Source organism: Flavobacteriales bacterium (genome assembly GCA_016712535.1).
Taxonomy (GTDB): domain Bacteria; phylum Bacteroidota; class Bacteroidia; order Flavobacteriales_F; family PHOS-HE28; genus PHOS-HE28.
The window spans coordinates 936345-959984 of the sequence record JADJQW010000003.1; the positions used below are offsets into that span (position 1 = coordinate 936345).

A 23640-nucleotide genomic window follows, 5' to 3' on the forward strand; every position below is an offset into this window, starting at 1 on the left:
TGTTGTGTTGGTGAGTTGTGGTTTGTTGAACTCGAGGGCAAATCTATTCTGAAACCCGCGCCTGTCAACGGTTTCCGGGCGGACATCCGGAGAATGTTGAAAAATCAGGGTGTTTGTTCATAAGTCATCCGGAATCCCGCTGCCAGCAAGGGTTTCAGAAATGGCCATCGGGCGATTTGTAGGCACCCTTCAGCAGCCGTTGAATCAACGCTCCACGGGCACGCGATCGGCGCCATCGAAGCGCGGTGACTGGATGCTCACCACCCGCAGCGGTATTCCGGAGAGGGTGGTCACGGCATGCACGGTCCCCTTCGGGATCGCTATCGCATCACCAACGCGGATCACGAAGACCGAATCACCGAGCAGCATCTCCCCTTCGCCTTCGATCACCACCACATGCTCCGTATGCCAATCGTGGTAGTGCGGGTGCACTTCGCGCGGCACGCAGATGAGGAAGGACGAGCAAAGGCTGTCAGAGTGCAAGGGAGCCACGGTGTTCGCAGGACCCTTACCGCACGGTGCGAAGTCGCTGCTGAAGCGCTGCCCGAAGGCGAAGCAGACGCTGGCAAAGGCCAGGAGCAGGAATGCGGCCCGGGTCCAGGTCATTGGAATCGGGCATTCTCCAGGCGCCCAGCGCCCCGGATGAACTCGGCTGCGGACATGCGCTTACGCCCCTCGGGCTGCAGCTGTGTCACGGCTAACCAACCATCGGCGCAGCGGACGAGCAGGTTTCGATCCTTCAGGACGATGGCTCCAGCATCGGAACCGTTATCCGAATCAGCCTCAAGTGTGGCCCGGAGTATCTTGAATCGCTCTTGGCGTCCGTCTGCATGGTGCAGCAAGGTCCATGCGCCGGGGAATGGGGAGAGGCCGCGAATCTGGTCGTGTGCCTGCTGCACGGATCTTTTCCAATCCACGCGGCAGTTCTCCGTCGTGAGCTTCGGGGCCAGTGGTGACCCGTTCGGCACTGGGCCTTGCGGCGTGCTGGATCGATCGCCGCCCAAGACGCGCTTCACCGTGCTCGTTAGAAGCGCAGCTCCAGCCGTCATCAATCGGTCATGCAACTCCCCTGCGCTCTCCTCCGGGCCGATGGCCAATTCAACGCGGTCGAGGACATCGCCAGTGTCGATCTCCTCACGGATGAAGAAGGTGGTTGCGCCGGTACGCGTTTCGCCGTTGATGATGGCCCAGTTGATCGGTGCGGCGCCGCGGTATGCGGGCAGCAGGGATGCATGGAGGTTGATGGTGCCAAGCGGGGCCTTCTGCCAGACCACCGCTGGCAGCATGCGGAAGGCGACCACGACGAACAGGTCGGCCTGCAAATCATCGAGGTCGGCTAAGAAGGACGGGTCCCGGAGCTTCTCCGGCTGCAACACGCGCAGGTCGCATTGCAAGGCGGATTCCTTCACGGCGCTCACGCGCACGCGCTGGCCACGGCCTGCAGGCCGGTCGGGTGCCGTGATCACCGCAGCTATATCAATGCCCGCATCGATCAATGCGCGCAGGCTGGCCACCGCGAATTCCGGTGTGCCCATGAAGATCACGCGGCCCTTGCTCACTTCTGCTTCCGGATCAGCGGGGACGAAGGTGCGATGCGGAACCGGTATGGCAGCAGTGCATCGGCGCCAGCATAATCAACGCCGATGCGCTGTCCGGCAATGATCGATCCGCGCACAGGGCGATAGCCGCGATCCTCGATCCTGATCGGACCATCAAGCAGGTCCAGTCCGGAGTGCGCCGTCCGTATGCCGAGCGCGGTGCTCACCAAGGCCGGGCCTCCAGTGCGCAGCGGCTTTCCTTCGCGCCGGGCGCGCATGGCCTCGATCCCCTCCAATGGTTCCATGGCGCGCACCAGAACCGCGTGCGGGGTGCCCGCTTCATGCGTGACCACATTGAAGAGGTGGTGCATGCCGTAGCAGAGGTACACGTATGCCGTGCCGCCATCAGCGTACATCACTTCGGTGCGCGCCGTCCGCCTGCCGCCGAATGCGTGGGAAGCGCGGTCGCCGATTCCTGCATAGGCTTCCGTCTCAGTGATGATGCCGCTGGTGCGGAACCCATCAATCTCGCTCACCAGCACCTTGCCCAGCAGTTCACGAGCTATTCGCACGACATCCTGTCTCGTATAGAATTCCCGGTTCAGCACTGCGCTCATGCCTCCATGGGGCCATCGCCATACTCATCGCGCAGCGCCCGATCGGCAACGGATATCCGCGCATACGCCGTCAATGGCTCAGAGGCCATTGCCCGCGCATCAGCGCCTGCTCCGGCCTTCCTCGTGGCGCGCGTGCATGCATCGCAGCGCCCGCAGGGAGCCTCCAAGCGCTCACCGAAATAGTCGAGCACCGTTATCATCCGGCAGGCCTCTGCGCCTTCAGCGTATGCAAGCATGGCTCGCAGCCGCTCCTTGGCCCGACGTTCACGTTCGCTGAGCGCCTCCGGTTCCAGGCAGAGCTTTGCAGCATCCGCGCGGGGCATGAGCAAGGTGGCCATCGGCGCATCGGTGCGTTGCCGGTAGGATAGGATGCCCATGCGATCGAGTTCCTTGAGGTGCCCGATGATCTCCGCCGACGGCTTGTCCAGGAGCCTCGCGAGCCTCGCCTCGTCAATCAGCGTGGGTTCCTCGAACAAGCCGCCATGGAGGCGGAGCAATGCCTCCAAGAGGGCGCCGAGCCTCAGGTCGTTCACGCGCATGCGGTGGACGCTGGCATGATCCGCCACGACCAGCACGCGGGAAGGGCTGTGGACGCCATCGCTCAACGCGATGCGGCCATCGAGCTCCAAGGCCTTCAGTGAATTGGCTACCACGGGCGCCCGCAAGCCGGTGCGCTTCGCGAGCGCGGCGAGGTCCACTGGGTAGGCTTCATGCAGCCCTGATCCCAAGGCGATGCCGTGGGTATCCGCGAAAGCTTGATAGACGAGGCGCACGGTTTCGATCGGAGGGTAGCTATCCCGGAGACGTTCCTGTGCGCGCTCGGCATCGCCAGGCCCAATGAGCAGGAACGCCCATGATCCCTGGCCATCGCGCCCTGCGCGGCCCGCTTCCTGGTAGTAGCTCTCCAGGTCGGGCGGCGGCTCCAGATGGATCACGCTGCGCACGTCTGACTTGTCGATGCCCATGCCGAATGCGTTGGTCGCGGCTACGCAGCGGATAGCACCTGTGGTCCATTCACGCTGCACGCGATCCCGATCAACGGTGCCAAGTCCGGCATGATAGGCTGCGGCTGAGATGCCGTGCTGCGCGAGCAATTGCGCGATGCGCACTGTGGCCCTTCGTTCACGTGCGTACACGATAGCGCTGCCGGGGATCTCGCGCAATATCCGCAGTAAACGGCCGGTGCGATCCTCGCCGCGGCTCACCCACAAGGCGAGTTCCGGCCGTGCAAAGGACCCGCGGAGGAGCTTGCCTTCGCTGAAGGCGAGCTGGTCCATGATGTCCGCTGCAACCGCTGGCGTGGCAGAGGCCGTGAGCGCGAGCACAGGGATCCGTGGCAGCAATTCCCTCACCTCAGCGATCCGCCGGTAGGCTGGCCTGAAATCGTGGCCCCATTGAGAGATGCAGTGCGCTTCGTCCACGGCCAGCAAGCCCACCGGCATGCGCGGCAATCGCGCGCGCACCATGTCCGTGCCCAGTCTTTCAGGAGAGACATACAGGAAGGCCAGCTTGCCGTGCACAGCGGCTTCAAGGGTGTTCTCGATCTCGGCTGCGCGCATGCCTGCAATGAGCGCGCGTGCCGCGATTCCGCGCTTGCGCAAGCCATCCACCTGGTCCTTCATGAGTGCGATCAGCGGAGAGACCACGATGCAGAGCTTGCCCATGCACAGGGCAGGCACTTGGTAACAAAGGCTCTTGCCGCCACCGGTTGGCAGCAGCGCCAGGGTATCGCCGCCCTCCAGCACGCGAGCGATCACCGCCTCCTGTCCGGGCCTGAAGGCCGGATAGCCCCAATGCTCCGATAGCACATCAGCGGGCGTTCGCATCACGGTTGGGCTTGACATCCCTTAACGGCGGCTTCGTTCGGCGGGGCTACATTGGCGCCGTTCACCTGCGCGGGCCTTCTACATTTGGCCCGAGCCCCTGAATCGCAACGCGCATGATCACCACCGGCCAAAAGATAGCCATCGAGCGCATCGCCGCCTCGAAGCTGCCCGCAACCGACCTCGAGAACATCAAGTTCGGAAGGGTCTTCAGCGACCACATGTTCGTGATGGACTATGCCGATGGCGCGTGGCGCGACATGCGGATCGTGCCCTTCGCGGACATGCGAATGAGCCCGGCTTCCTTGGTGCTGCATTACAGCCAGACCATTTTCGAGGGATTGAAGGCCTATCGCAACGTGGACGGCGGCATAAACCTCATCCGTCCCCAGGACAACATCGCGCGCATGAATCGCAGCGCGCACCGCATGTGCATGCCGCATATCCCGGAGGAGGCTTTCCTGGAGGCGATGGTGGAGCTGGTGCGCGCTGATAGCGGCTGGGTACTGAAGGATGAGGACGCCTCGCTCTACATCCGCCCGTTCCTTTTCGCAAGCGACGCCTACATCGGGGTGCGACCAAGCGATACCTACCGGCTGATCATCTTCACCTGCCCGGTGCGCGGCTATTACAATGAGCCGGTCCGTGTGAAAGTAGAGACGAAGTTCAGCCGTGCATTCCCCGGCGGCACCGGTGAAGCGAAGTGCGGCGGCAACTACGGTGGCGGCCTCTATCCCGCCAAGCTGGGCCAGGAGGAGGGCTTCCATCAACTGCTTTGGACCGATGGCCTCACGCATGAGTACATCGAGGAGAGCGGCACCATGAACGTGTTCTTCAATATCGATGGGACGCTGATCACCCCTGCGCTCGATGGCACCATCCTCCGCGGCATCACGCGCGACAGCATCATCCGCATCGCCAAGGATGAGGGCGTCAAGGTGGAAGAGCGCCGCGTGTCCGTCGAAGAAGTGGAGGTCGCTGCGCGCAATGGCCGATTGCGTTCCGCCTTCGGCGCTGGCACAGCCGCCACCATCGCGCACATCCAGACCATCGCTTTCGACGATGCCACCTACGACCTCCCGGGCGTAGAGACGCGGGAGCTGGCCAACCGCATCGGCAAGAAGCTCGATGATATCCGTCGTGGCCGTGTGGCCGATCCCTACGGGTGGGTGGTGCCGGTCTGAGGGGTCCTCTGTTCTTTCGCGCGAAGGCCGCCACTGGGCGGCCTTCGTCATTTGGCACGAAGCCCAGCGAGGCTGTCAGGGATCACCGCCAATCCGGGCAGCATGAAGAGGAGGGTGTACGGCGGCCAACCGAAGAACATGCAGCCGATGCAGATGCCGCTTACCAGCAGCACGCCGAAGGCAAGGCCCGTGGCATGCAAGCCCCGGAACAAGGTGCGGTCAGTGCGCGTGGCCGGGCGCTCATCCGCCAAAGGACGGCGTGCATGGGTGTTATGGGCCGGGGGCCTGGCATGGGCGGGAGCCCCTGCGCTGCGATAGAATCGCAGCTGCGCATCGTACTCCTCGCGGGCCGCATCATCGCTGAGGATGAGGTAGGCCTGATGAAGTGCATGGAACACTTCTGGCGCGCTCGCTGAGTCGTTCAGGTCAGGGTGCCATTGCTTCACGCGATCGCGGTATGCCCGCTTGATCTCGACGGCCGTGGCATCGCGCTGCACCCCCAGCACTTTGTAATGATCGTATCGTAGGGCTTGCTGCATGCCGATGCCTGATCCAAAGCTCCCTGCGTGACCTGCGGGTTATGCGATCTTCAGCGCCAAGGTATCTTACCACGGCAACGCACGGGCATGAGGATCCTTGCATATGGCTTTTTAGCGGTCTTCATCGCGATCGGCTCGATGCTCCGGGCGCAACCCGTCCTGCTCAGCGGCGTGGTTCTGGATTCCGAAACGAACCTGACCTTGTCCGGTGCGCACGTCAGCATCCCTGGCACGGTCGAAGGCGCGGTGTCCGATGCTGAGGGCCGCTTCAGCCTGAACGTGCGGCGTGGTGTTGATGTCCTGTTGCGCGTCAGTTACACGGGCTACACGGAATTGCAGCGGAAGGTGCCGGCCAAGGAGGTGGCCGGAGGCGAGGTCCTCCTGTTGCGCCTAGCGCGCGGCGCCATCCTGCTCGATCCGACTGAAGTGCGCGCGCGGATCGCTCCAGAGGTCGTGTTCCAACGGACTGACCTCCATGTGGGCGGCTTCCTTGCGAATCCCGATGGCCTCTGGGTGCTAGCCTACAGCAAGCCTCAGCTTTGGCATGCCCAGGCCGATGCCGGACAGCGCGTGATGCAGGCGGCCCGGCTGGTGCTGCTCGATACGCTGATGCGCGAACTGGCCAGCATCGCACTGCCCGATGACGCGCGCGCCATGCACCGCGATCACGCTGGCAGGCCCGTGGTGGAAGGCGCACGCGGGGGGTGGATTGCCCGGCGCGAGGGTGATTCGCTCGCCTTGGGCAGGATAGACGGCGAGACCTTGCGCGCGGCCGTGCTGCCCTGGACCGACAGCCTCGGCGGCAAGCTGCTCGGCAACAACCGCAACGAAGGATACCCGGCCTTCGAGCATTTCGCGCGAGACCTGAAGTTGAACAAGGATCAGCTGCTCTGCACCGTGCAGGACGATTTCATGATCGAACTCTTCCGGAGCCAGTACAAGTACATGAGCGGGCCGGACAAGGTGATCGCCATGGACCTTGAGATCGAGACCGGCATCGACCGCGAGATCATCGCGGGCTTCATGACAGGCTTCCACAAGGACCTGTACTTCAAGGTGCCATATGCGCCGCTCTTCGTGGTGCGCGATACGCTATGCGTGTTCGACCACGCCATCGATCGCATCCGCCGGTTCCTGCCCGACGGCACAGCCGTAGCTGAGGTCAAGATGCGGCATGCTTCGGAGCGGCATTGGGCCAAGGCATTGATCCAGGATGGGCACAGCGGACATGTGTACGCGCTCTTCCGCCAAGGCCCGCGAACATGGCTGCGATCGGTTGAAGCGCGCGATGGATCGCTGGGCGGGCCCGAGATGCTCACGCACCCGTTCCCGGAAGATGTGCAGGTGCATGAAGGCCACGCGTACTACGTGCATCGGCCGCACGGATCAACGCAGAAGCGGACGCTGTATCGGGAGCGATTGAGGTAGCGCGTTTCAGACCGCAGAGACCAACGGCTCGCAATTCACCGGGAAATTCACGCTGCGCGCAATGAAGCAGTACTTGTGCGCCTCGCCATGGAAGTAGCGGGCCTTCTCCATCATGCCCTCGCTCTCCACCACAACCCGGGGCCGAAGCGTCACTTCGCTGAAATGCCCGCCGCCATCCTTGGTGAGCACGAGGGTGCCTTCGGCGCGATCATGGTAGCTGAGCACGTTGATGCGGGCACGCGCGCACAGGGCGAGGTAGGTGAGCAGGTGGCAGCTGCTGAGCGCGGCGAGCAATAGGTCTTCCGGATTGTGCAAGGCGCCATCGCCGCGGAATGCAGGGTCGGCGGTGACGCGCAGCTCGCTCTTGCCATTGATGCGGATGATATGCTCACGCGTGTAGTCCTCATAGGCGCGCGTATGGTCTCCGCGCCACAACAGGTCCAGTGCGTATGAATGCATGTCGGGCATGGGGTGAAAGTAAACGCCCGATCCATCGCTGGACCGGGCGTTGCCTTGAGTTATTCGCGACTTAATGCTTCGCTGCGCCGTTGAAGGTGGGCGTGACCCCCACGCTCGCGAAGAAGAAGGCGTACTTATCCGCCTGTTCTTCGATGATCTTGCTGGTGGGCTTGCCAGCACCATGACCGGCCTGCGTCTCCACGCGGATGAGCACCGGCGCATCACCTTGCTGCGCGGGCTGCAGCGCGCTGATGAACTTGAAGCTGTGGGCGGGCACCACGCGGTCGTCATGGTCCGCTGTCATGACCATGGTGGCCGGATACTTCGCGGGCTTGCAGTTATGCAGGGGCGAGTACTTGATCAGGTAGTCGAACTCCTCCTTGCTGTTCTCAGCGTTGCCGTATTCCGGCACCCAGCCGAAGCCGGCGGTGAACTTCTGGTAGCGCAGCATGTCGAGCACGCCCACCTCGGGGAAGCACACGCCGAATAGGTCGGGGCGCTGCGTCATCACCGCGCCCACGAGCAGGCCGCCATTGCTCCCGCCATTGATGCCGAGGCGCGCGCTGTCTGTCCATTTCTCCTTGATCAGGTATTCGGCGGCGGCGATGAAATCATCGAACACGTTCTGCTTCTTTTCTTTCATGCCGGCCTTGTGCCATTCCTCGCCGTACTCGCCGCCGCCGCGCAGGTTGGCCAGAGCGAACACGCCGCCTTGCTCCAGGAGCAGCATGCGGCTGGTGCTGAAGCTGGGAGAAAGGCTGATGTTGAATCCGCCGTAGGCGTAGAGCAGCGTGGGGTTCTTGCCGTTCTTCTCAACGCCCTTCTTGCGCACGATGAACATCGGGACCTTCGTGCCATCCTTGCTGGGATAGAAGATCTGATCGGTGACGAACTGTGAAGGGTCGAACTTCAGCTCGGGGCGGAACCACACTTCGCTCTGGCCGGTGGCGTAGTCGTATTTGTAGATGCTGCCCGGATCGGTGAAGCTGGTGAAGCTGTAGAAGCTGTAGGTGTCATTTCGCTTGCCGCCGAAGCCGCCCGCGCTGCCGATGTCGGGCAATGCGATCTCTTGCCTGCTGCTGCCATCGAGCTTCATTCGGTAGAAGCGGCTGGTGGCGTCCTTCAGGTATTCCGCGAAGAGGTTGCCGCCGCCTGTGCTTACGCTTTGCAGCAGCTCCTTCGCTTCGGGGATGATCGTCTTCCAGTTCTCCTTGGCGGGATTCTTCGGGTCCACCTCCACCAAACGGTAGTTGGGCGCATCCACTTCGGTCATCACCAGGAAATTACCTGCGGCGGGCACGAAGTCGATGATGCTCGTCTTGTGATCGAAGCCGGTCTGCAAGGGAATCCATTTCGTGGCCGGCGAGGGCAGGCCGCCGCTGCGCAGATCGTGGAAGTGCATCTCGTAGCCGTTGGTGCCGGTGCTGATGTAGAGCGTCGCGAATTCCTCTTCCTCCGTGACGCCAACGCCCACGTAGAGGTCCCCGTTGTCCTTGTTCTCCCATACGAGCTGGTCCTTCTCCTGTGCATCGCCCAGCTTGTGGTAATAGACCTTTTGGAATTTGCTGGCCGCGCTCAGTTCGGTGCCCTTGGCCGGGGTAGGATAGCGGCTGTAGAAGAAGCCGTCCTTATACCAGGAGGCACCGCTGAACTTGCTCCATTTGATCAGGTCAGTTGTAGGCTGCAGGGTGGTGAGGTCGTAGACCATGATCTCCTGCCAATCGCTGCCGGCCTTCTGCACGCTCACGGCCATGTACCGGTCGTCTTTGCTGGTGCCGATGGGATTGTAGGTGGTGGTTCCCGCAGGGTCGAGCTGGTTGGGGTCGATGAAGACCTGGTCCTCGCCGTCGAGTCCTTTGCGCACCAGGATCACGCTCTGGTTCTGCAGGCCGCTGTTCTTCCAGATGAAGTAGAGCTCGCCTACGCGCATGGGCCCATACACCTTGGGGAAGTTGTAGAGCTCCTCATAGCGCTTGGCCAGCGCACCACGATAAGGGATCTTCTCCAGGTAAGCGTTGGTGACGGCGTTCTGGCGTTTCACCCAATCAGCGGTCTCCGCGCTGGTGTCGTTCTCGAGCCACCGGTACGGATCGGCGACGAAGCTGCCGTGCAGGGTGTCGCCAGCAGCTGGATCCTTTCGGGTTTCAGGGTAGGTGATCTTTTCCACGATGGGTTGGTCGCCGCCGCATGCGCAGAGCAGCGCAAGGGGAAAGGCAAGGATAGCGGGCTTGAGCATGGCGCTTCGCGTTTATGGCCGGCGAAGCTATCCGTCGGCGATGATCGGCAACGCGAAGGCGCGATGATGAACGGTTGGCTCAGGCCACCTTCCGCTTGGCCAGTTTCTGGCTCACGAGTTCGTACTGGGTGCCGGGGCCATCGAGCAAGTGGATATCGCAATCGAGCTGTCCGGCCAGGGTGTGGATCAGGTCCATGCCCAAGCTGTTGGGCCGGTGGAAGCCATCGCGGCTCTTTAGCCCAACGCCGTCGTCGCCCACGCGCATGCGCAAGCCATCGGCCTCACTGCCATGCAGGTGGAAGGTGATGGTGCCGCTGTTGCGGCCTGGGAACGCGTATTTGAAGCTGTTGCTGATCACCTCATTCACCAGCAAGCCCAAAGGAACCAGTGTATCAACGGTGAGTGTCTTCACGCTGATGTCGATGTCCATGTTCAGCTTGACGTTCACCGAGTAGGCATACACGAGGTCGCGCACGAGGCTGTTCAGGTAGCCATCGACCGGGATGTTCGCGAGGTCCTTGGTGAGATAGGTCTGTTCATGCACCAGGGCCATTGCGCTCACACGGTTCACGCATTCGTTGAAGAGCTCGGTGGTCCGCGGGTCCTTCACCTGGTCCATTTGGAAACGGATCAGGCTCTTCACGATCTGAAGGTTGTTCTTCACGCGGTGGTGGATCTCCTTGATCATCACCTCTTTCTCTTCCTTGCTGAGCATGGTTTCCCGCAGGTCGCGGTTGGCGCGTTCCACATTCTGCCTGGCGACCTCGAGCTGCTCGGCGCGCAAGCGGCTCTCGGCGAGCAACTGTCCCCGTGCACCAACGAGCCAGGCCATGGCCACGGCCAGCAGGCAAGCCGCGATCAGCAGGAGCTGGGCCTCTTGCCATTGGCGGCTGAGCGTGCCTGAATGCGCGCTCAATCCTTCCTCGTGCACCGCGCGGGCGTTCCGGTCGATGGCTTTCTGTGCACGGCCCATCATGATCTGGAACACGGCCTCCACGGAGCGGGGGTCGGCGATGTGATCGCCGCGCAGCACGGCTTGCGCGTGCAATGAATCGGCTTGGACCAAGGGCGGCATCAGCTCGTTCGGAAGCCGCTCTACGCCCGGCAGGCCAGTGAATCCCTGAGCGATCGACCCGGCTTGGTCCCGGAAGCGCTGGAGGTCAATCGGCCAATGTCTTTGCGCGCTGCTCACATCCACACGGTGCACCACCCCGAGGCGATGCAGTTCGTCACTGAGCTTGCTAAGGGCATCGAGCAGGCGCACTTCCTGCGCGATGCGTGCCTGTATCACGCGCGAGCGGGATACCAGGCTGATGCCGTAGCCAATGAAGAGAAGGGCGAGGATGCCGGCAGCCAAGGGCCATCGGCGCCAACCGGTCAGGAGTTTCAAATGCATGGGCCGCCTTTCAACGGCGGATGCGGATCCGGGTTGCGCCGGGGCTCACGGCTCCGCGTTCGCGCGCAGGCGGGCATCAAAGGCTTGGAGCAGCGCCAATACGCGTGCTTCGGCCACCGCCTTCACCTCGGCGTAGATCCGCCTGCCGGTATTGGCGCCGATGCCCTTCACGTTCTTGGCGGGCCGATCGCCCCGCAGCAGTAGCCCAAGGTGGATGCCCCCGCGTGCCGTGCCCCGGTTGCCCGTATGGGTCAATTCGCTCACCGTGACCCTGCATTCGCCGGCACGGGTTATCACCACCACGCGGTACTGGATCACGCCCATGGTCTCCTCGCGCAAGGCCAGCTTCTCCGACCGGTAATTCACGCGCGCCAGGCCTTCGATCACGCCTTGTTCACGGTCGGTCCGCAGGGTCTTCCCGGCGGGTTCCTTGCCGAAGGTCCAGGTCCAGGCATCGAGCGCCTTGTCGTGAAGGAGCAAAGCGTTCAGCGGAACAGTCACCGTCCGCGTGTAGGTGAGCGGCGGACTGTCGCCCATGGCAGCAACTTGGCCGGCCACTGCCGCTGGCAAGGCCAAACCCAGGAAGATGAGGCAGCGCGGGGACACGGTGGCAAGTTAGCCCCGGCCCGTCGCGGGCCTACATTTGGCGACCTTATTCCGATCAAACATGAGCAAGCAAGGAAGCACCGCCCTGAAGGTGGGCGTATTCTACGACGGGAGCTATTTCACCCACGTGAGCAACTACTACAATTACGTGCACGCGCAGCGGCGCAGGCTTCACATCGGCGGGGTGCACGAGTTCATCAAGCATAGCCTTGCGGAACGGGAGGATACCCGCCCCAGCCTCTGCCACATCATAGACGCGCACTTCTTCCGTGGCCGCTTCAGCGCTCGCGATGCCATGGAGAAGACCAACCAGCTCTACTACGACCGGGTTTTCGACGATGTGCTCATGTACAACGGCGTCCAAACGCACTACCTGCCGGTGAAGGACCTCATGGGCCGCAAGCGCGAGAAGGGCATCGATGTGCTGATGGCGCTCGAGACCTATGAGCTCTGCATGCTCAAGCGTTTCGATGTGGCCGTGATCATCGCCAGCGATAGCGATCATGTGCCCTTGGTGCGCAAGCTGCATGCTTTGGGCTGCAAGACCATGCTGCTGGGCTGGGACTTCGAGTTCGCTGACCAGGAGACCGGCGAACTGCAGACCACGAAGACGAGCACTGACCTCTGGAATGAGGTGAGCTACCCCATGCCCATGCACGACTTGATCGAGGAAGGGCTGAAGGAGGATGATGAGGTGGTGCGGGACATGTTCGTGACGCGCGATGCCCGCGACGCCGAGCCCGACGTTGAGCGTCCGGCCCCTACCTTGGTGGATGAGGAGCGTCATCGCAGCGCGATCATGAGCCTGATGAACGGCTACGGATTCATCCGCTACCCGGACAACAACCTCTTCTTCCGCCATGACGACCTCCAAGGCATCACCTTCGAGGAGTTGTCGGTGAGCGATGAGGTTGAATTCAATGTGGCCATCAATCACCGCGGCCAGCGCGTGGCGAAGAACATCACGTGGCCGGCGGAATAGGCAGCCTGATCAAGCCAACGGCAGCCGCAGGGTGAAGGCGCTGCCTTGATCAGCGCCATTGCTCGATGCCGTCAGCTCGCCGCCGTGAGCTTCAGCCCATTGCTTGGCACGGGCCAGGGTTGAGCGCCCTTGGGCCTCGCCGGCGGTTGATCTTCCTTTCAGGAGTGCATAGCGCGTGAACACATGAAGGAGGTCATCGGCGTCAAGGCCGATGCCTTTATCAGTTACGGTGATCTCGGCCATGCCATTCGCCTTCCGAAGGCGGATGGAGATGGAGTGCCCGGCATCGCTGAATTTCGACGCGTTGCTCAGTAGCGCGCAGACCAGATCCTCGAGGAGGCGGGCATCTCCTTGGGCCAAGAGTCCGGATTCGACCGATTGCTCCACCGCTTGCTGCTTGCGCGCGAAACGGTGCTGTTGGGCGTCGATGGCGCGGCCAATGCACGCAGCGAGGTCGACGGGCTGTTTCGCCATCAGCTTCGGGCTTCGGTCAACCATGAAATCGTCGAGGAGCTCCTCCGTGGCCCGCAACGCCTTGAAGCACTGCTGCTCAGCGAAGTCGAGCAGGTCAGCATGCTCACGCGCTGCAGGTTCAGTGAATTGAGCCAGCACCTGCCGAATCGCGCCGAGGCGGTTGCGCAGGTCGTGCGCGAAACGGTGCAGGCGCTCGGCTTGCTCTGGCGATGCCTTCATGGCCTTCGCTTATTCGCGGGCGAACCGCTGGAGCATGTCCTCCAGGCTGTCGCTGTTGATGGGCTTCGGCAGGTAATGGCAGCCCTTGAGCGCGCGGATGGCCTCCACCACTTCAGGCTTCGTGCTGGCGGTGAGGAAGAGGATGGGGATCGGAACGGGGTCACTGGCATGGATCTCTTGCGCCAGTTCGAGCCCGGTCTTGGGGCCTTTGAGGTACACGTCCATGATGATGAGGTCAGGGCGCTCCGTGCGGAGGAGCGCCTCAGCCTCTTCGGCGCTCTTAGCGGTGCCGGTGACCTCAAAGCCCATGCGCTCCATCTGGAGGCGGTAGCTGAACGAGATGATGGCCTCGTCCTCGATGATCAGGATCTTCTTCATGGTTGGTCCGTGGGAGAGGTTAATGGCGACCAACTTCACTTCCGCCCGGCCCGGCGATCGGCTAATACGCGCTCGAAGCTATCCACCGAGAGCGCCTTCTCGACATAGCCCATCACGCTGCGGTAGGAAAGCGCGCGCTCCAGGTCGCTGGGCCGGTTGCTGCTGCTGAACATCACCACGCTGGTGAGCTCATTGGGGAGCAGGCCCTCGGATTCGCAGGCGGCAAGGAACTCGAATCCGCTAACGGCTGGCATGTTGATGTCAACGAAGAGCAGGTCAGGCAGGTCGTGGCCGGCGCGGAAATGCGCCAGGGCCTCCGCTGCGCTCGTGTAGCAGGTGACTCGGCCGGAGAAGCCGGCCTTCTTCAGCACCAGCTTCGTCACGAAGTTGCAATCGTCCTCATCGTCCACCACGATGATGTGGCGGACCTCGGTCTGCTGAAGGGTCCCTTGGGTCATCCGCGATGGTCGTTGAGGCGCTTCAAACGATTGTCTTCGGCGAAAGTTCCTGCCGGATCGAACCAGCGAAGGCGTTGCGGGTACCGCATCCCTGAAACACGCCCGCATATGACCGCCGTGATCCAGCACCTCCGCCGCGATGCGCGCCATTTCCAGATCCTCTTCCTATCGGCCTTCCTCGCATACGGCATCGCGGTGCTGCAGTGGGATGCCGAGTGGCGGCGCTACCTGATCCTCTTGGGCACTTGCCTCGCGGCGCAAGCGTTCTTCATCCGTTGGAAGAAGCTGCCTTGGCATTCGGTCAAGAGCGCAATGGTGACCGGCTTGGGCATGAGCCTGCTGCTGAAGGCCGGGTCGCCGTGGGTGCTGGTGCTTGGCGCATCCGTGGCCATCGCGAGCAAGTTCTTGCTCCGGATCGATGGCAAGCATGTTTTCAATCCCGGCAACCTGGGCATCGCGGCAGCCGTGCTGCTCACAGGCGATGCGTGGGTGAGCCCAGGGCAATGGGGGAGCGGAGCCGCGCTGGTCTTCCTGGTGGGCGCTGCCGGCTGCATGGTGGTGCTGCGGGTCGGGCGCATTGATACGAGCCTCGCATTCCTCTTGGCCTTCGCTGCCCTGGATTTCGCGCGCCAGGTGCTCTACCTCGGTTGGGAACCCGATGTATGGCTGCACCGCATGAGCAACGGGTCCCTGCTGCTCTTCACCTTCTTCATGATCACCGATCCGATGACCACGCCCAAAGCACAGGGCGCTCGCATCGGCTGGAGCCTCGCTATCGCCTTGCTCGCTTTCCTGCTCGGCTGGAAGTGGTGGGTGAATGCCACGCCGATCTGGGCATTGCTGATCATCAGCGCGTTCACCCCTTTGCTCGATCGGATTTGGAAAGGAGAGGTGTTCCGGTGGGTTGGGCATGCGGAAAGCGCCCCAACCGGGGCAGCCGCACCTGCGATCCACCAGATCGCCCCAACGGTTGCCACAGATCGAACCGCCCCCTGATTGAAAACGAGAACCCAATGAACATGCGCCACGCATTCCTCCCCATCCTCGCGCTGCTTGCGCACCAAGCCTCCGCCTTCTGCGGCTTCTATGTGGCCAAGGCCGATGCCACGCTCTTCAACGACCGCAGCGAGGTGATCCTCGTCCGCGACGGCCAGCGCACCATCCTCACCATGAGCAATGACTTCAAGGGCGACGTGAAGGACTTCGCCATGGTGGTGCCCGTGCCCACGGTGCTGCTGCGCGACGACATCAAGGTGGTGGAGCGCCGCGTGTTCGATGCGCTCGATGCCTATAGCGCGCCGCGGCTGGTGGAGTATTACGATGAGAATCCCTGCCGGCGCTGGCTATTCAGCAATGCAGACATGCAGGAGAGCGTGGCGGCTACGAGGTCCGCCATGGCCATGAAGCAAGAAGAGCGGGAAGCCAGGGACAAAGGCGTCACCATTGAGGCGCGTTACACGGTAGGGGAGTATGACATCCTGATCCTGAGCGCGAAGGAGAGCGTGGGCTTGAAGGATTGGTTGATCGAGAACGGGTACAAGATCCCCCAGACGGCGCACGAGGTGCTCGATCCCTACATCAAGAGCAACCTGAAGTTCTTCGTGGTGAAAGTGAACCTGAAGGAACTCCAGGCATCGGGCTACAGCACTTTGCGGCCGATCCAGATCCGGTACGAGAGCCATAAGTTCATGCTGCCCATCCGATTGGGCATGGCCAACAGCAACGGCTCGCAGGACATGATCGTGCATGCCTTCACCCGCACCGGCCGTGTGGAGTGCGTGAACTACCGAACGGTGAAAGTGCCTACCGACCGCAACATCCCGCTCTTCGCCAAGCCACGATTCGGGCCGTTCTACAAGGACTTGTTCGCGCGGGCGCATCGCCGTGAGGGACGCAACACGGTCTTCCTTGAGTACGCCTGGAACGTGACGCCCAGCTTCAGCGGGATGAAGTGCGATCCCTGCGTCGGTCCGCCGCCCATGCCGCGCGAGTTCGCTGAAGCTGGCGCCTCTTGGAGCCAGCAAGGCGCGCCAACCTTCTACACGCGCCTGCATGTGCGCTATTCGCGCGATCGCTTTCCGCAGGACCTGGTCTTCCAGGTAACGCCCAATACGGAGCACTTCCAAGCGCGCTACATCCTCACGCACCCGGCCCAAGGCGATCTTACCTGCTCCGAAGGGCAGGATTACCTGGAGCAGCTCTACTACCGTCGCCATCGTGAATTGGAAGAGCTGAACGCGCTCACCGGCTGGAACGTGGACAAGCACCGTGATTACGCCGATGAAGTGAAGCGGCGCATGAGCCCTGAACGACGCAATACGGTGGCGCCTCCAGTGCCCTTCCGTGGCCCGGGCGGGATGGGCGGTCCTTGGATGCTCGTTGCACTTGCGGCCTTTGCCTTTGCATTGGTGGAGCTCGTTCACCGCAGTCGTTTACGGCCGGCTTAGCACGATGCGGCGCGGCACTGACGAACGTCAATGCGTCCGCATCCCATCCGGGTACCTTCGGACCGAAACGCACACCACATGGACCGCATCGACATCAAGCGCGCTGTGCTGCAAGCCGCGCGAAGCCACATGGAAAGAAGCGCCAACGAGTTGAGGGTGCGGATCGAGGAGTTGAAGTCCGTGACCATCGGCGACGACAATGCCGAGACCGCCAGCCAGACCGAGAGCACGCGCGGCAGTGATGTGGACCTGATGAATTCGCTCGGTGCCCAGTATGAGCACATGCTCCAGGACCTCGACCGGCTCGGCATCGTCGCGCCCGATGCCCTAATGGACACGGTGCAATTCGGCGCGGTGGTGCATACTGATCAGCGCAACCTGCTCATCGGGTTCAGCATCGAGGAATTCGAGGCGGCAGGGAGGCAATACCTGGGCGTCACGCCGAAAGCGCCGCTCGTGCAAGCGCTCTACGGGCGCAAGGCCGGCGAGAGCGCTGTGGTGAACGGCATTCGATACGCGGTGCTGGAGATCTGCTGAGCCGCGCTTTCTTTGGCGGAAACATCCCGTCAAGCATGGAACTCTACGAAATCGCGGTCGGCGCGCGCGTGAAGCACCCCACCATGGGCGTGGGCGTGGTGTACGACCTGGATCCGCGCACGGTGCACGTCTTCTTCCGGGAGCACGGCGAGCAGCCTGTGAGCCGGAGCTTCGATGGCCTGGTGACCATTGCGCCCGGCGTTGAGATCGGCCAGGAGCCGCTGGACCTCGATGCGGTGCGGGACTGCCTGAAAGAGGTTCTCGAGGAGATGCAGCAGCCGCAGCGTCCGGTGGACATTTCACGGCGCTATGACGGCGGAACGCTGGTGCTGAAGCCGAAGGACACGGGCCTGCTGGCCAAGGAGCTGCCCATCGACGACTTCTTCCACAAGATCGTGATGATCCGTGACCGCTTCCGTGTGCTGGAGCAGAAGATCAACGCGCACGAAAAGCTCAGCGAGGCTGAAAAGGTGGAACTGCAGCAGTACATCACACGCTGCTACGGCTCGCTCACCACCTTCAACATCCTCTTTGAGGAGAAGGAGGACCACTTCGTGGGCCAGAAGGGGGACTAGTGCCCGTTCCGCGCTTCAGTCCTTCACTTGGATCCTGAGCAGCTCCTTCACGCGCTCGATCGGCGCCGCGAACCCCAGGCCCTCCAGGCCTTCGCCCACGAGCTTGACTTGGATGATGCCGATCACCTCGCCTTTGTCGTTCAGCAAGGGCCCGCCGCTGTTGCCGGGACTCACGGCTACATCGGTCTGCAGGTACACCTTCTCGTCGATCTTGCGTTTGCCGCTCAAGATGCCCTTGCTCACGCTCTGGCCCAACTGCACATCGGCGGGCGTGCCGATGGTGATCACCTCATCACCCATGGAATTGTCCTCGTCCTGGCCCAATGGCAGGGCGCGGAAGCCCGAGCCGGTGATGTCGAGCAGCACCAGGTCGTTGGCCATGTCGTGCACCAGCACGCGCGCTTCCTGCCGAAGGCCATCGGAGAACTGGGCCTCGATCCGCTTCGAGCCCTCCACCACATGGTAGGCGCTGAGCGCGATGCCTTCGGGGTCGATGATCACGCCGCTTCCGTGCCCGTCGTCGGTGACGATCGTGACGCAGGCCCTGTCGGCATGCTTGATCATCTCGCTCAACGACTTGAAGGCAGGGTTCTTCGCGCGGGTGATGCTTGTGGGCGCCCTGCTGCTGTCCGCTGCCGCGAATCCGCCACCGGTATCGGGTCCGGCATTCCTCAGCAGGTCGAGGAATTCGCTGCTCCGGATGAACTTCCAGAGCGCATCCTCGAAGGCATCGATCTGGTTGTCGGTACCGAAGATGGTGCGGTTGCGCGAACGTGAGAATCCCGTGGTGGTCCTGGTGAGCACCACTTTGCTGCTGTTGCGGTCGAGCACCTGCCATTCCATGCGCATCTCCGCGCGGCCCTGTTCGCCTGAGAGCTTTGCGTCCGCGTTCTTCTCATAAGCGATGTTCACCTTGGCCTCCATCAGCTTGGCGCCCACGAGGAATCGGGGCATCTGCACGCGCTGTTCGCCGGGCTTCGCGAAGAGCTTGTCGGACTGCTTGCCCGGGATGCGGACACCGGCCTGATCGAGCGCTTCATAGAACCTGCGCTCGGCGGTGCGCTCGCCGATCTGCGTGGTGCCGTCCCAGAGCAACGGCCTGCTGTCGCCGCGCTTGTCGGTGTAGGTGCCGATGCGGTCGCCGCTCTTGGGCGCCACGATAACGCGGTCGAAGCCCACGATGGCCGTGGTGGAATCGAGGGCAGGGGTGATCGGTGTTCGCTTCAGGTGCACCGTCACGCTCTGGTCGTAGCTCTGCGGCTTGCGCGTCATGGTGTCGCGCCAGCTCTCATAGCCTGGAGCGATGATCTCGATGGCGATCCGCTTGTCCACGGCCTCACTCCAGCTGAATCGCGCTCGGCAGGGCACCTGGCACTTGGGCTTGCCGTTGAAAAGGACCTGCGCGCTATCGGGAGAGCCGTTCACGATGTAGCCGAACTGCGCGATCGCGGCATGCGCGGAGAGCAAGGGCAGGGCAAGGAGGAAGAGGCGTGGGTTCATTATGCATCAGAAGTATGTTCCAAGGCCCAGGCCTGCACGGAAGACCTGGCGGGAGCCGTTGAGCAAGGTGGTGAAAGTGGCGTATTCCATCTGCCCGTCGTAGTCCTCGGTGTAAGAGACCGTCATCGAGAAGCTCTTCTCAGTGAAGGCGTAATAATCCAAGCCAAGGAAGAAGCTGAGGAAGAGGTGCTCTCCTAGGTGCGGTGCCATTCCTACGCTCAGTCCAGGTGCGATCAAGGTGCGCTGCCAGGCCTCGTTCGTGGAGAGCTTGGCCACCGGGCTCCGATAGACTTCCCAAAAGGAATCGTAGTAGCCGGATTGGGCATTCCGAGTGAGCACGAGCTTCTCCTCGAACCGCGCCATGGTGACGCGCAGGTCCACGTAGAAGTTCAGCTTGTCCTCTAAATAGATCCGCAGGAATCCGCTCGCGGTGGAGCCCGCCGTCAGTTCGTAGTCGAACGCGCTCGGGATGTGCCTGTACGAGTATTCGCTATAGCCGCCCCAATCAGAGAAGCCGTAGCCATCGGTGGTGGGAGAGCCTTTCAGCGAGGCCTTCACCTTGGTGCTCAAGGGCAATCCGAATGAGGCGCCAATCCCTAGGCTCCGGATCGGGCGGTAGATGATCTGGGGTGCGAATTCGATGCGGCTGATCCCATTGCGCTTGTAATCCATGGTGCGCAGCTTCAGGTTGGAGTAATCGAGGCTGCCGCCGAGGTAGAGGTATTGCGCCGTGGCTGAACCACTGATCAACAGCGCGAGCAGCAACCCCGGAATCCGGCTGAACGGCAGGAAGTTCTTCAGCGTGTGCATCGGGGCGCAGGTGCCGATCAGACATAGCATGCCCATGGTGAAGTTCCCCCGGAACCGGATGGCGCGCCCGGATTGAGGAATCGATTTCACGGCTTCAGGGGGGAGTTGGTACGCTGTCGCGAATAAAGCACATAGCTTCATTCCTCGTCCTAGAACCATACGGTGTGGGCACCTGCGGCAGAGCGGTCCCCGATACCAATGGTCCAGAGGCTAGAACCGGCGGCCATAGGTGAAGCCGAACCGGAACATGCTGCCTCGTTCCAGGGTGGAGCGGAGCGTGAGCGTTTGCAGGTCGCCGCCATTGGGTTGCGAATCCAACTCGTACCGGAAGCCGCTGCTTGTGCTCAGGAGCAAGAAGTCGAATCCGCCCTCCAACCTGATGAAGGAGCCCTCGCCCACATGCGGCATGATTCCGATTCCGATTCCTGGCGCGAGCCCACCCTTGCGCGCTTTCACGGTCTCGTTAAGCGGTTCAACGCCAGCGGATCCCTCACGATAAATCGCGAAAACTTCGCGGAAGCCTCCATAAGCGGCCCGCGCTTCGACGAAGAATCCGCTTCTATCATGCATGATGAGCATGAGATGCGCGGCGTACAGCGCGGCGGGCCTGATGGTCACACCATAGGCCTCCGGCGCTCGGCCAGAAGTTTGGTCGGCCCAGCTCCAAGAGGTCATCTCCTCTCCATTCTCATACTCGCCAACGACCCGGTACGGGTTCCCGTACTCGTACTCATCGTCGCCGAAGCTGGTCAACCTCTTCGAGTTGATCATGGGCAGGCGCGCGCTGAGACCGACAGCGAAATGCTGACTGATCCTGTACCCGAGGAATGGTGATGCCTCCAAGGCGACAAAGGCGGTCCTGGAGTCCAGGGCTTCGATCACCTGGATGCTCTCCGGATTCTGCACGCTCAAATGAGCGCCTAGGCCAGCATAGAAGAACTGCGCGGATGCGACAGGCCCGCAGAGGGCGGTGAAGAATGCGCATGCGGCGCGAGAATGGTTCCGGGAAAGCATTGGGGCAGGGAGGGTCAATGGGTAAGCTGAATGCTCTGTGGGATGAGCAGGGCTCATTCCTCGAAGGCCTCGATCGTGGCCTGCCGCTCCACCAATTTGGTGAACTTGCCATCGTACCGCGTAGCGCGCACGATGTGGTTGTCGATCCAGTGGTAGTTGCCGCCTCGCGGCTTGCCGAAGAGTATCGCGTGGTACTTGAAGCCATGGCGGTCGAGCCATTCGGTGGTCACTTCGCGGTGCTCCTCCGTGCGGCTGGTGAAGAATGTGAGAATGTGCCCATCATCGAACCAGCCGTTGCAGATCTCCAGCGCGCCCTCGTAGATGGCGGCGGTGGCCATGCGCTCGGGCTCCTCGTTGGGGATGTCCTCGCAGATGGTGCCATCGATGTCGATGAGGAAGTTCTTCTTCCCGTCGGGCAGCTTCGGGCTGATGCGCTTGCCGTCCTCGAAGGTCTCTTGGAGCTGGGCCATGGGGTAAAGTTGGCTAAAGGCGGCCGTTCTTGATCTCCTCCACCACCGCGGGGTCCAGCAAGGTGCTCGTATCGCCCAGATTGTTCATCTCGCCTTCTGCCACCTTCCGCAGGATCCGCCGCATGATCTTGCCGCTGCGCGTCTTGGGAAGCCCGCTCACGAACTGGATCTTATCCGGTCGTGCGATCTTGCCGATGATGCGCTCCACGGTGGCGATGACCTCTTTGCGCAGCGCATCCTTGTCAGTGCGCACGTGGTCGCAGATCACGAAAGCATAGATGCCCTGGCCCTTGATGTCGTGCTGGTAGCCCACCACGGCGCTTTCCACGACATCGGGGTGCTCATCGATCGCGTTCTCAACTTCCGCGGTGCCGATGCGGTGGCCGCTCACGTTGATCACATCATCCACCCGGCCGATGATGCGGAAGAAGCCGTCGGCATCGCGCTTGGCGCCATCGCCGGTGAAGTAGCGGCCAGGGTATTGCGCGAAGTAGTTCAGTCGGCAGCGCTCATGCTCGCCCCATGTGGTGCGGATCACGGAGGGCCAAGGGAAGTCGATGCACAGGTATCCTTCGGCCTCGCCGTGCAACTCCTTGCCTTGCTGGTCCACGAGGATGGTACGGATGCCCGGCAGCGGCAGCCCCGCGTGGGCTGGCTTCATCGGCGTGATATCGCCCAAGCCGCTGAGCATGATCCCGCCGGTCTCCGTCTGCCACCAGGTGTCAACGATGGCGCAGCGCTTCTTGCCTACTTGCTCGTGGTACCAATGCCAGGCCTCTTCATTGATCGGCTCGCCCACGCTGCCGAGCAGTTTCAAGCTGGGCATGGCGAAGCTTGATGGCAGGTCATGGCCAGCCGCCATGAGCGAACGGATCGCCGTAGGTGCGGTATAGAATTGCGTCACGCCGTGCTTCTCGATCACTTGCCAGAATCGCGCGGGGTCGGGCCAGGTGGGCACGCCCTCGAACATGACGGTGGTGGCTCCATTCAGCAGGGGTCCATAGACGATGTAGCTGTGGCCGGTGATCCAGCCGATGTCGGCGGTGCACCAGAACACGTCGTTCTCGTCCACCTGGAACACATTGGCGAAAGAGCAGCCGGCATACACCATGTAGCCACCGCAGGTGTGCACCACGCCTTTGGGCTTGCCGGTGCTGCCGCTGGTATACAGGATGAAGAGCGGGTCTTCGCTGTCCATGGCTTCGGCGGGACAGTTCGCGTCGACTCCCTTCAACTCATCCTCGATCCAATGGTCGCGACCGGGCTGCATGGTCACTTCCTCCATGGTGCACTTCGCCACCAGGACACCGCGCACGCTGGGGCAGGAGGGAAGCGCCTCGTCAACCACGGTCTTGGCCGGGATGTTCTTCGCGCCCCGCCGGATGCCATCGCTGGTGATCACCAGGGAGCATTGCGAATCGTTGATGCGGTCAACCAAGGAGTTGGCGCTGAAGCCGCCGAAAACCACGGTGTGGATGGCGCCTATGCGCGCGCAGGCCAGCACACTGATGGCAAGATCCGGGATCATGGGCATGTAGAGGCAGACGCGGTCGCCCTTCCGAACACCGTTGCGCTTGAGCACATTGGCCATGCGGCAAACGCGCTCATGCAATTGCGCATAGGTGATGTGGTCACTTGCTCGGGACGGATCGTTCGCTTCCCACAGGAGTGCGGTCTTTTCACCCCGTTCAGCCAGGTGCCGGTCGAGGCAGTTCTCAGTGATATTGAGCGTGCCTTCGATGAACCACTTCACCTCAGGCTTGGTGAAATCCCATTCGAGAACCTTGCGCCAAGGCTGCTTCCACGAGAAAGCCGAAGCAATCCCGGCCCAGAAGCCTTCGGGGTCGTTGATGCTGCGCGTTCGGGCCGCATGGTATTCGGCCATCGATCGGAGGCGGTAGTCGCTCATGCGCTGGTGCGGCGGATTTGAAGTGGTAGCGGCGAAGTTGC

24 protein-coding genes are annotated in these 23640 nt (G+C 62.2%); 7 read left to right on the forward strand and 17 right to left on the reverse strand.

What is annotated here, in order from left to right:
- Nucleotides 1-204: 204 nt before the first annotated feature.
- Genes IPK70_14225 through IPK70_14240 form a run of 4 tightly spaced genes read right to left on the reverse strand, consistent with a single transcriptional unit; the run spans nt 205 to nt 3981 of the window.
- On the reverse strand, nt 205-606 hold the full coding sequence (locus IPK70_14225) for a cupin domain-containing protein (protein ID MBK8228315.1): 402 nt from the start codon (nt 604-606) through the stop codon (nt 205-207).
- Nucleotides 603-1535, reverse strand: a complete 933-nt coding sequence (locus IPK70_14230; GenBank protein MBK8228316.1) for a methionyl-tRNA formyltransferase — start codon at nt 1533-1535, stop codon at nt 603-605. Before IPK70_14230 ends, IPK70_14225 begins: the two co-directional genes overlap by 4 nt.
- 20 nt (nt 1536-1555) lie before the next feature.
- Nucleotides 1556-2155, reverse strand: coding sequence for a DNA-3-methyladenine glycosylase (locus IPK70_14235; GenBank protein MBK8228317.1), 600 nt, complete (start codon nt 2153-2155; stop codon nt 1556-1558).
- The gene (locus IPK70_14240) at nt 2152-3981 is read right to left on the reverse strand and encodes a RecQ family ATP-dependent DNA helicase (protein MBK8228318.1); all 1830 of its coding nucleotides are present in this window, start codon (nt 3979-3981) and stop codon (nt 2152-2154) included. The genes IPK70_14235 and IPK70_14240 overlap by 4 nt, the downstream gene beginning before the upstream one ends.
- Nucleotides 3982-4094: 113 nt before the next feature.
- On the opposite strand from IPK70_14240, the gene IPK70_14245 reads away from it, so the two are divergent.
- The gene (locus IPK70_14245) at nt 4095-5162 is read left to right on the forward strand and encodes a branched-chain amino acid aminotransferase (GenBank protein MBK8228319.1); all 1068 of its coding nucleotides are present in this window, start codon (nt 4095-4097) and stop codon (nt 5160-5162) included.
- A 47-nt stretch (nt 5163-5209) separates the two neighbouring features.
- Here the strand turns inward: IPK70_14245 and IPK70_14250 are convergent, their stop codons facing one another.
- Nucleotides 5210-5701, reverse strand: coding sequence for a J domain-containing protein (locus IPK70_14250; GenBank protein ID MBK8228320.1), 492 nt, complete (start codon nt 5699-5701; stop codon nt 5210-5212).
- A gap of 87 nt (nt 5702-5788) precedes the next feature.
- On the opposite strand from IPK70_14250, the gene IPK70_14255 reads away from it, so the two are divergent.
- Entirely contained in the window at nt 5789-7129 is a 1341-nt protein-coding gene (locus IPK70_14255; protein MBK8228321.1) for a carboxypeptidase-like regulatory domain-containing protein, read from the forward strand.
- A gap of 6 nt (nt 7130-7135) precedes the next feature.
- Here IPK70_14255 and IPK70_14260 read toward each other — a convergent pair whose 3' ends face one another.
- The 4 genes from IPK70_14260 to IPK70_14275 all read right to left on the reverse strand — a co-directional run bounded on the left by IPK70_14260 (nt 7136) and on the right by IPK70_14275 (nt 11826).
- Nucleotides 7136-7597, reverse strand: a complete 462-nt coding sequence (locus tag IPK70_14260; GenBank protein MBK8228322.1) for an OsmC family protein — start codon at nt 7595-7597, stop codon at nt 7136-7138.
- 61 nt (nt 7598-7658) lie between these two features.
- A complete protein-coding gene (locus IPK70_14265) occupies nt 7659-9824 on the reverse strand; it encodes a S9 family peptidase (GenBank protein MBK8228323.1) in 2166 nt (721 codons plus the stop codon).
- A 79-nt stretch (nt 9825-9903) separates the two neighbouring features.
- The gene (locus IPK70_14270; protein ID MBK8228324.1) at nt 9904-11220 is read right to left on the reverse strand and encodes a hypothetical protein; all 1317 of its coding nucleotides are present in this window, start codon (nt 11218-11220) and stop codon (nt 9904-9906) included.
- 45 nt (nt 11221-11265) lie between these two features.
- Nucleotides 11266-11826 (reverse strand): hypothetical protein, encoded by a 561-nt coding sequence (locus IPK70_14275; GenBank protein MBK8228325.1) that lies wholly within the window; start codon nt 11824-11826, stop codon nt 11266-11268.
- 61 nt (nt 11827-11887) lie between these two features.
- Here IPK70_14275 and IPK70_14280 point away from each other — a divergent pair, with 61 nt between their 5' ends.
- The gene (locus tag IPK70_14280; GenBank protein MBK8228326.1) at nt 11888-12808 is read left to right on the forward strand and encodes an NYN domain-containing protein; all 921 of its coding nucleotides are present in this window, start codon (nt 11888-11890) and stop codon (nt 12806-12808) included.
- A 9-nt stretch (nt 12809-12817) separates the two neighbouring features.
- Here IPK70_14280 and IPK70_14285 read toward each other — a convergent pair whose 3' ends face one another.
- Genes IPK70_14285 through IPK70_14295 form a run of 3 tightly spaced genes read right to left on the reverse strand, consistent with a single transcriptional unit; the run spans nt 12818 to nt 14337 of the window.
- Complete coding sequence (locus tag IPK70_14285) at nt 12818-13501, reverse strand: HAMP domain-containing histidine kinase (protein MBK8228327.1); 684 nt, start codon at nt 13499-13501, stop codon at nt 12818-12820.
- A 9-nt stretch (nt 13502-13510) separates the two neighbouring features.
- Nucleotides 13511-13879: a response regulator gene (locus tag IPK70_14290; GenBank protein ID MBK8228328.1), complete on the reverse strand. Its 369-nt coding sequence runs from the start codon at nt 13877-13879 to the stop codon at nt 13511-13513.
- Nucleotides 13880-13914: 35 nt separating this feature from the next.
- Nucleotides 13915-14337 carry a response regulator gene (locus IPK70_14295; GenBank protein ID MBK8228329.1) on the reverse strand — a complete coding sequence of 141 codons (423 nt, stop codon included), beginning with the start codon at nt 14335-14337 and terminating at the stop codon, nt 13915-13917.
- A gap of 108 nt (nt 14338-14445) precedes the next feature.
- On the opposite strand from IPK70_14295, the gene IPK70_14300 reads away from it, so the two are divergent.
- The 4 genes from IPK70_14300 (at nt 14446) to IPK70_14315 (ending at nt 17896) form a co-directional block, all read left to right on the forward strand.
- Entirely contained in the window at nt 14446-15333 is an 888-nt protein-coding gene (locus IPK70_14300; GenBank protein ID MBK8228330.1) for an RnfABCDGE type electron transport complex subunit D, read from the forward strand.
- 23 nt (nt 15334-15356) lie between these two features.
- Nucleotides 15357-16784, forward strand: coding sequence for a DUF2330 domain-containing protein (locus IPK70_14305; GenBank protein ID MBK8228331.1), 1428 nt, complete (start codon nt 15357-15359; stop codon nt 16782-16784).
- A gap of 78 nt (nt 16785-16862) precedes the next feature.
- Nucleotides 16863-17321 carry a hypothetical protein gene (locus IPK70_14310; protein MBK8228332.1) on the forward strand — a complete coding sequence of 153 codons (459 nt, stop codon included), beginning with the start codon at nt 16863-16865 and terminating at the stop codon, nt 17319-17321.
- 35 nt (nt 17322-17356) lie between these two features.
- A complete protein-coding gene (locus IPK70_14315; protein ID MBK8228333.1) occupies nt 17357-17896 on the forward strand; it encodes a hypothetical protein in 540 nt (179 codons plus the stop codon).
- Between the two features lie 15 nt (nt 17897-17911).
- On the opposite strand, the gene IPK70_14320 is transcribed toward IPK70_14315, so the two are convergent.
- The 5 genes from IPK70_14320 to acs all read right to left on the reverse strand — a co-directional run bounded on the left by IPK70_14320 (nt 17912) and on the right by acs (nt 23599).
- Entirely contained in the window at nt 17912-19396 is a 1485-nt protein-coding gene (locus IPK70_14320) for a trypsin-like peptidase domain-containing protein (GenBank protein ID MBK8228334.1), read from the reverse strand.
- 6 nt (nt 19397-19402) lie between these two features.
- Nucleotides 19403-20236 (reverse strand): hypothetical protein, encoded by an 834-nt coding sequence (locus IPK70_14325; GenBank protein ID MBK8228335.1) that lies wholly within the window; start codon nt 20234-20236, stop codon nt 19403-19405.
- A gap of 180 nt (nt 20237-20416) precedes the next feature.
- Nucleotides 20417-21220 carry a hypothetical protein gene (locus tag IPK70_14330; protein ID MBK8228336.1) on the reverse strand — a complete coding sequence of 268 codons (804 nt, stop codon included), beginning with the start codon at nt 21218-21220 and terminating at the stop codon, nt 20417-20419.
- A 53-nt stretch (nt 21221-21273) separates the two neighbouring features.
- Nucleotides 21274-21690 carry a phosphoheptose isomerase gene (locus IPK70_14335; GenBank protein ID MBK8228337.1) on the reverse strand — a complete coding sequence of 139 codons (417 nt, stop codon included), beginning with the start codon at nt 21688-21690 and terminating at the stop codon, nt 21274-21276.
- Nucleotides 21691-21703: 13 nt separating this feature from the next.
- Entirely contained in the window at nt 21704-23599 is a 1896-nt protein-coding gene (gene acs, locus IPK70_14340) for an acetate--CoA ligase (GenBank protein ID MBK8228338.1), read from the reverse strand.
- Nucleotides 23600-23640: the final 41 nt, after the last annotated feature.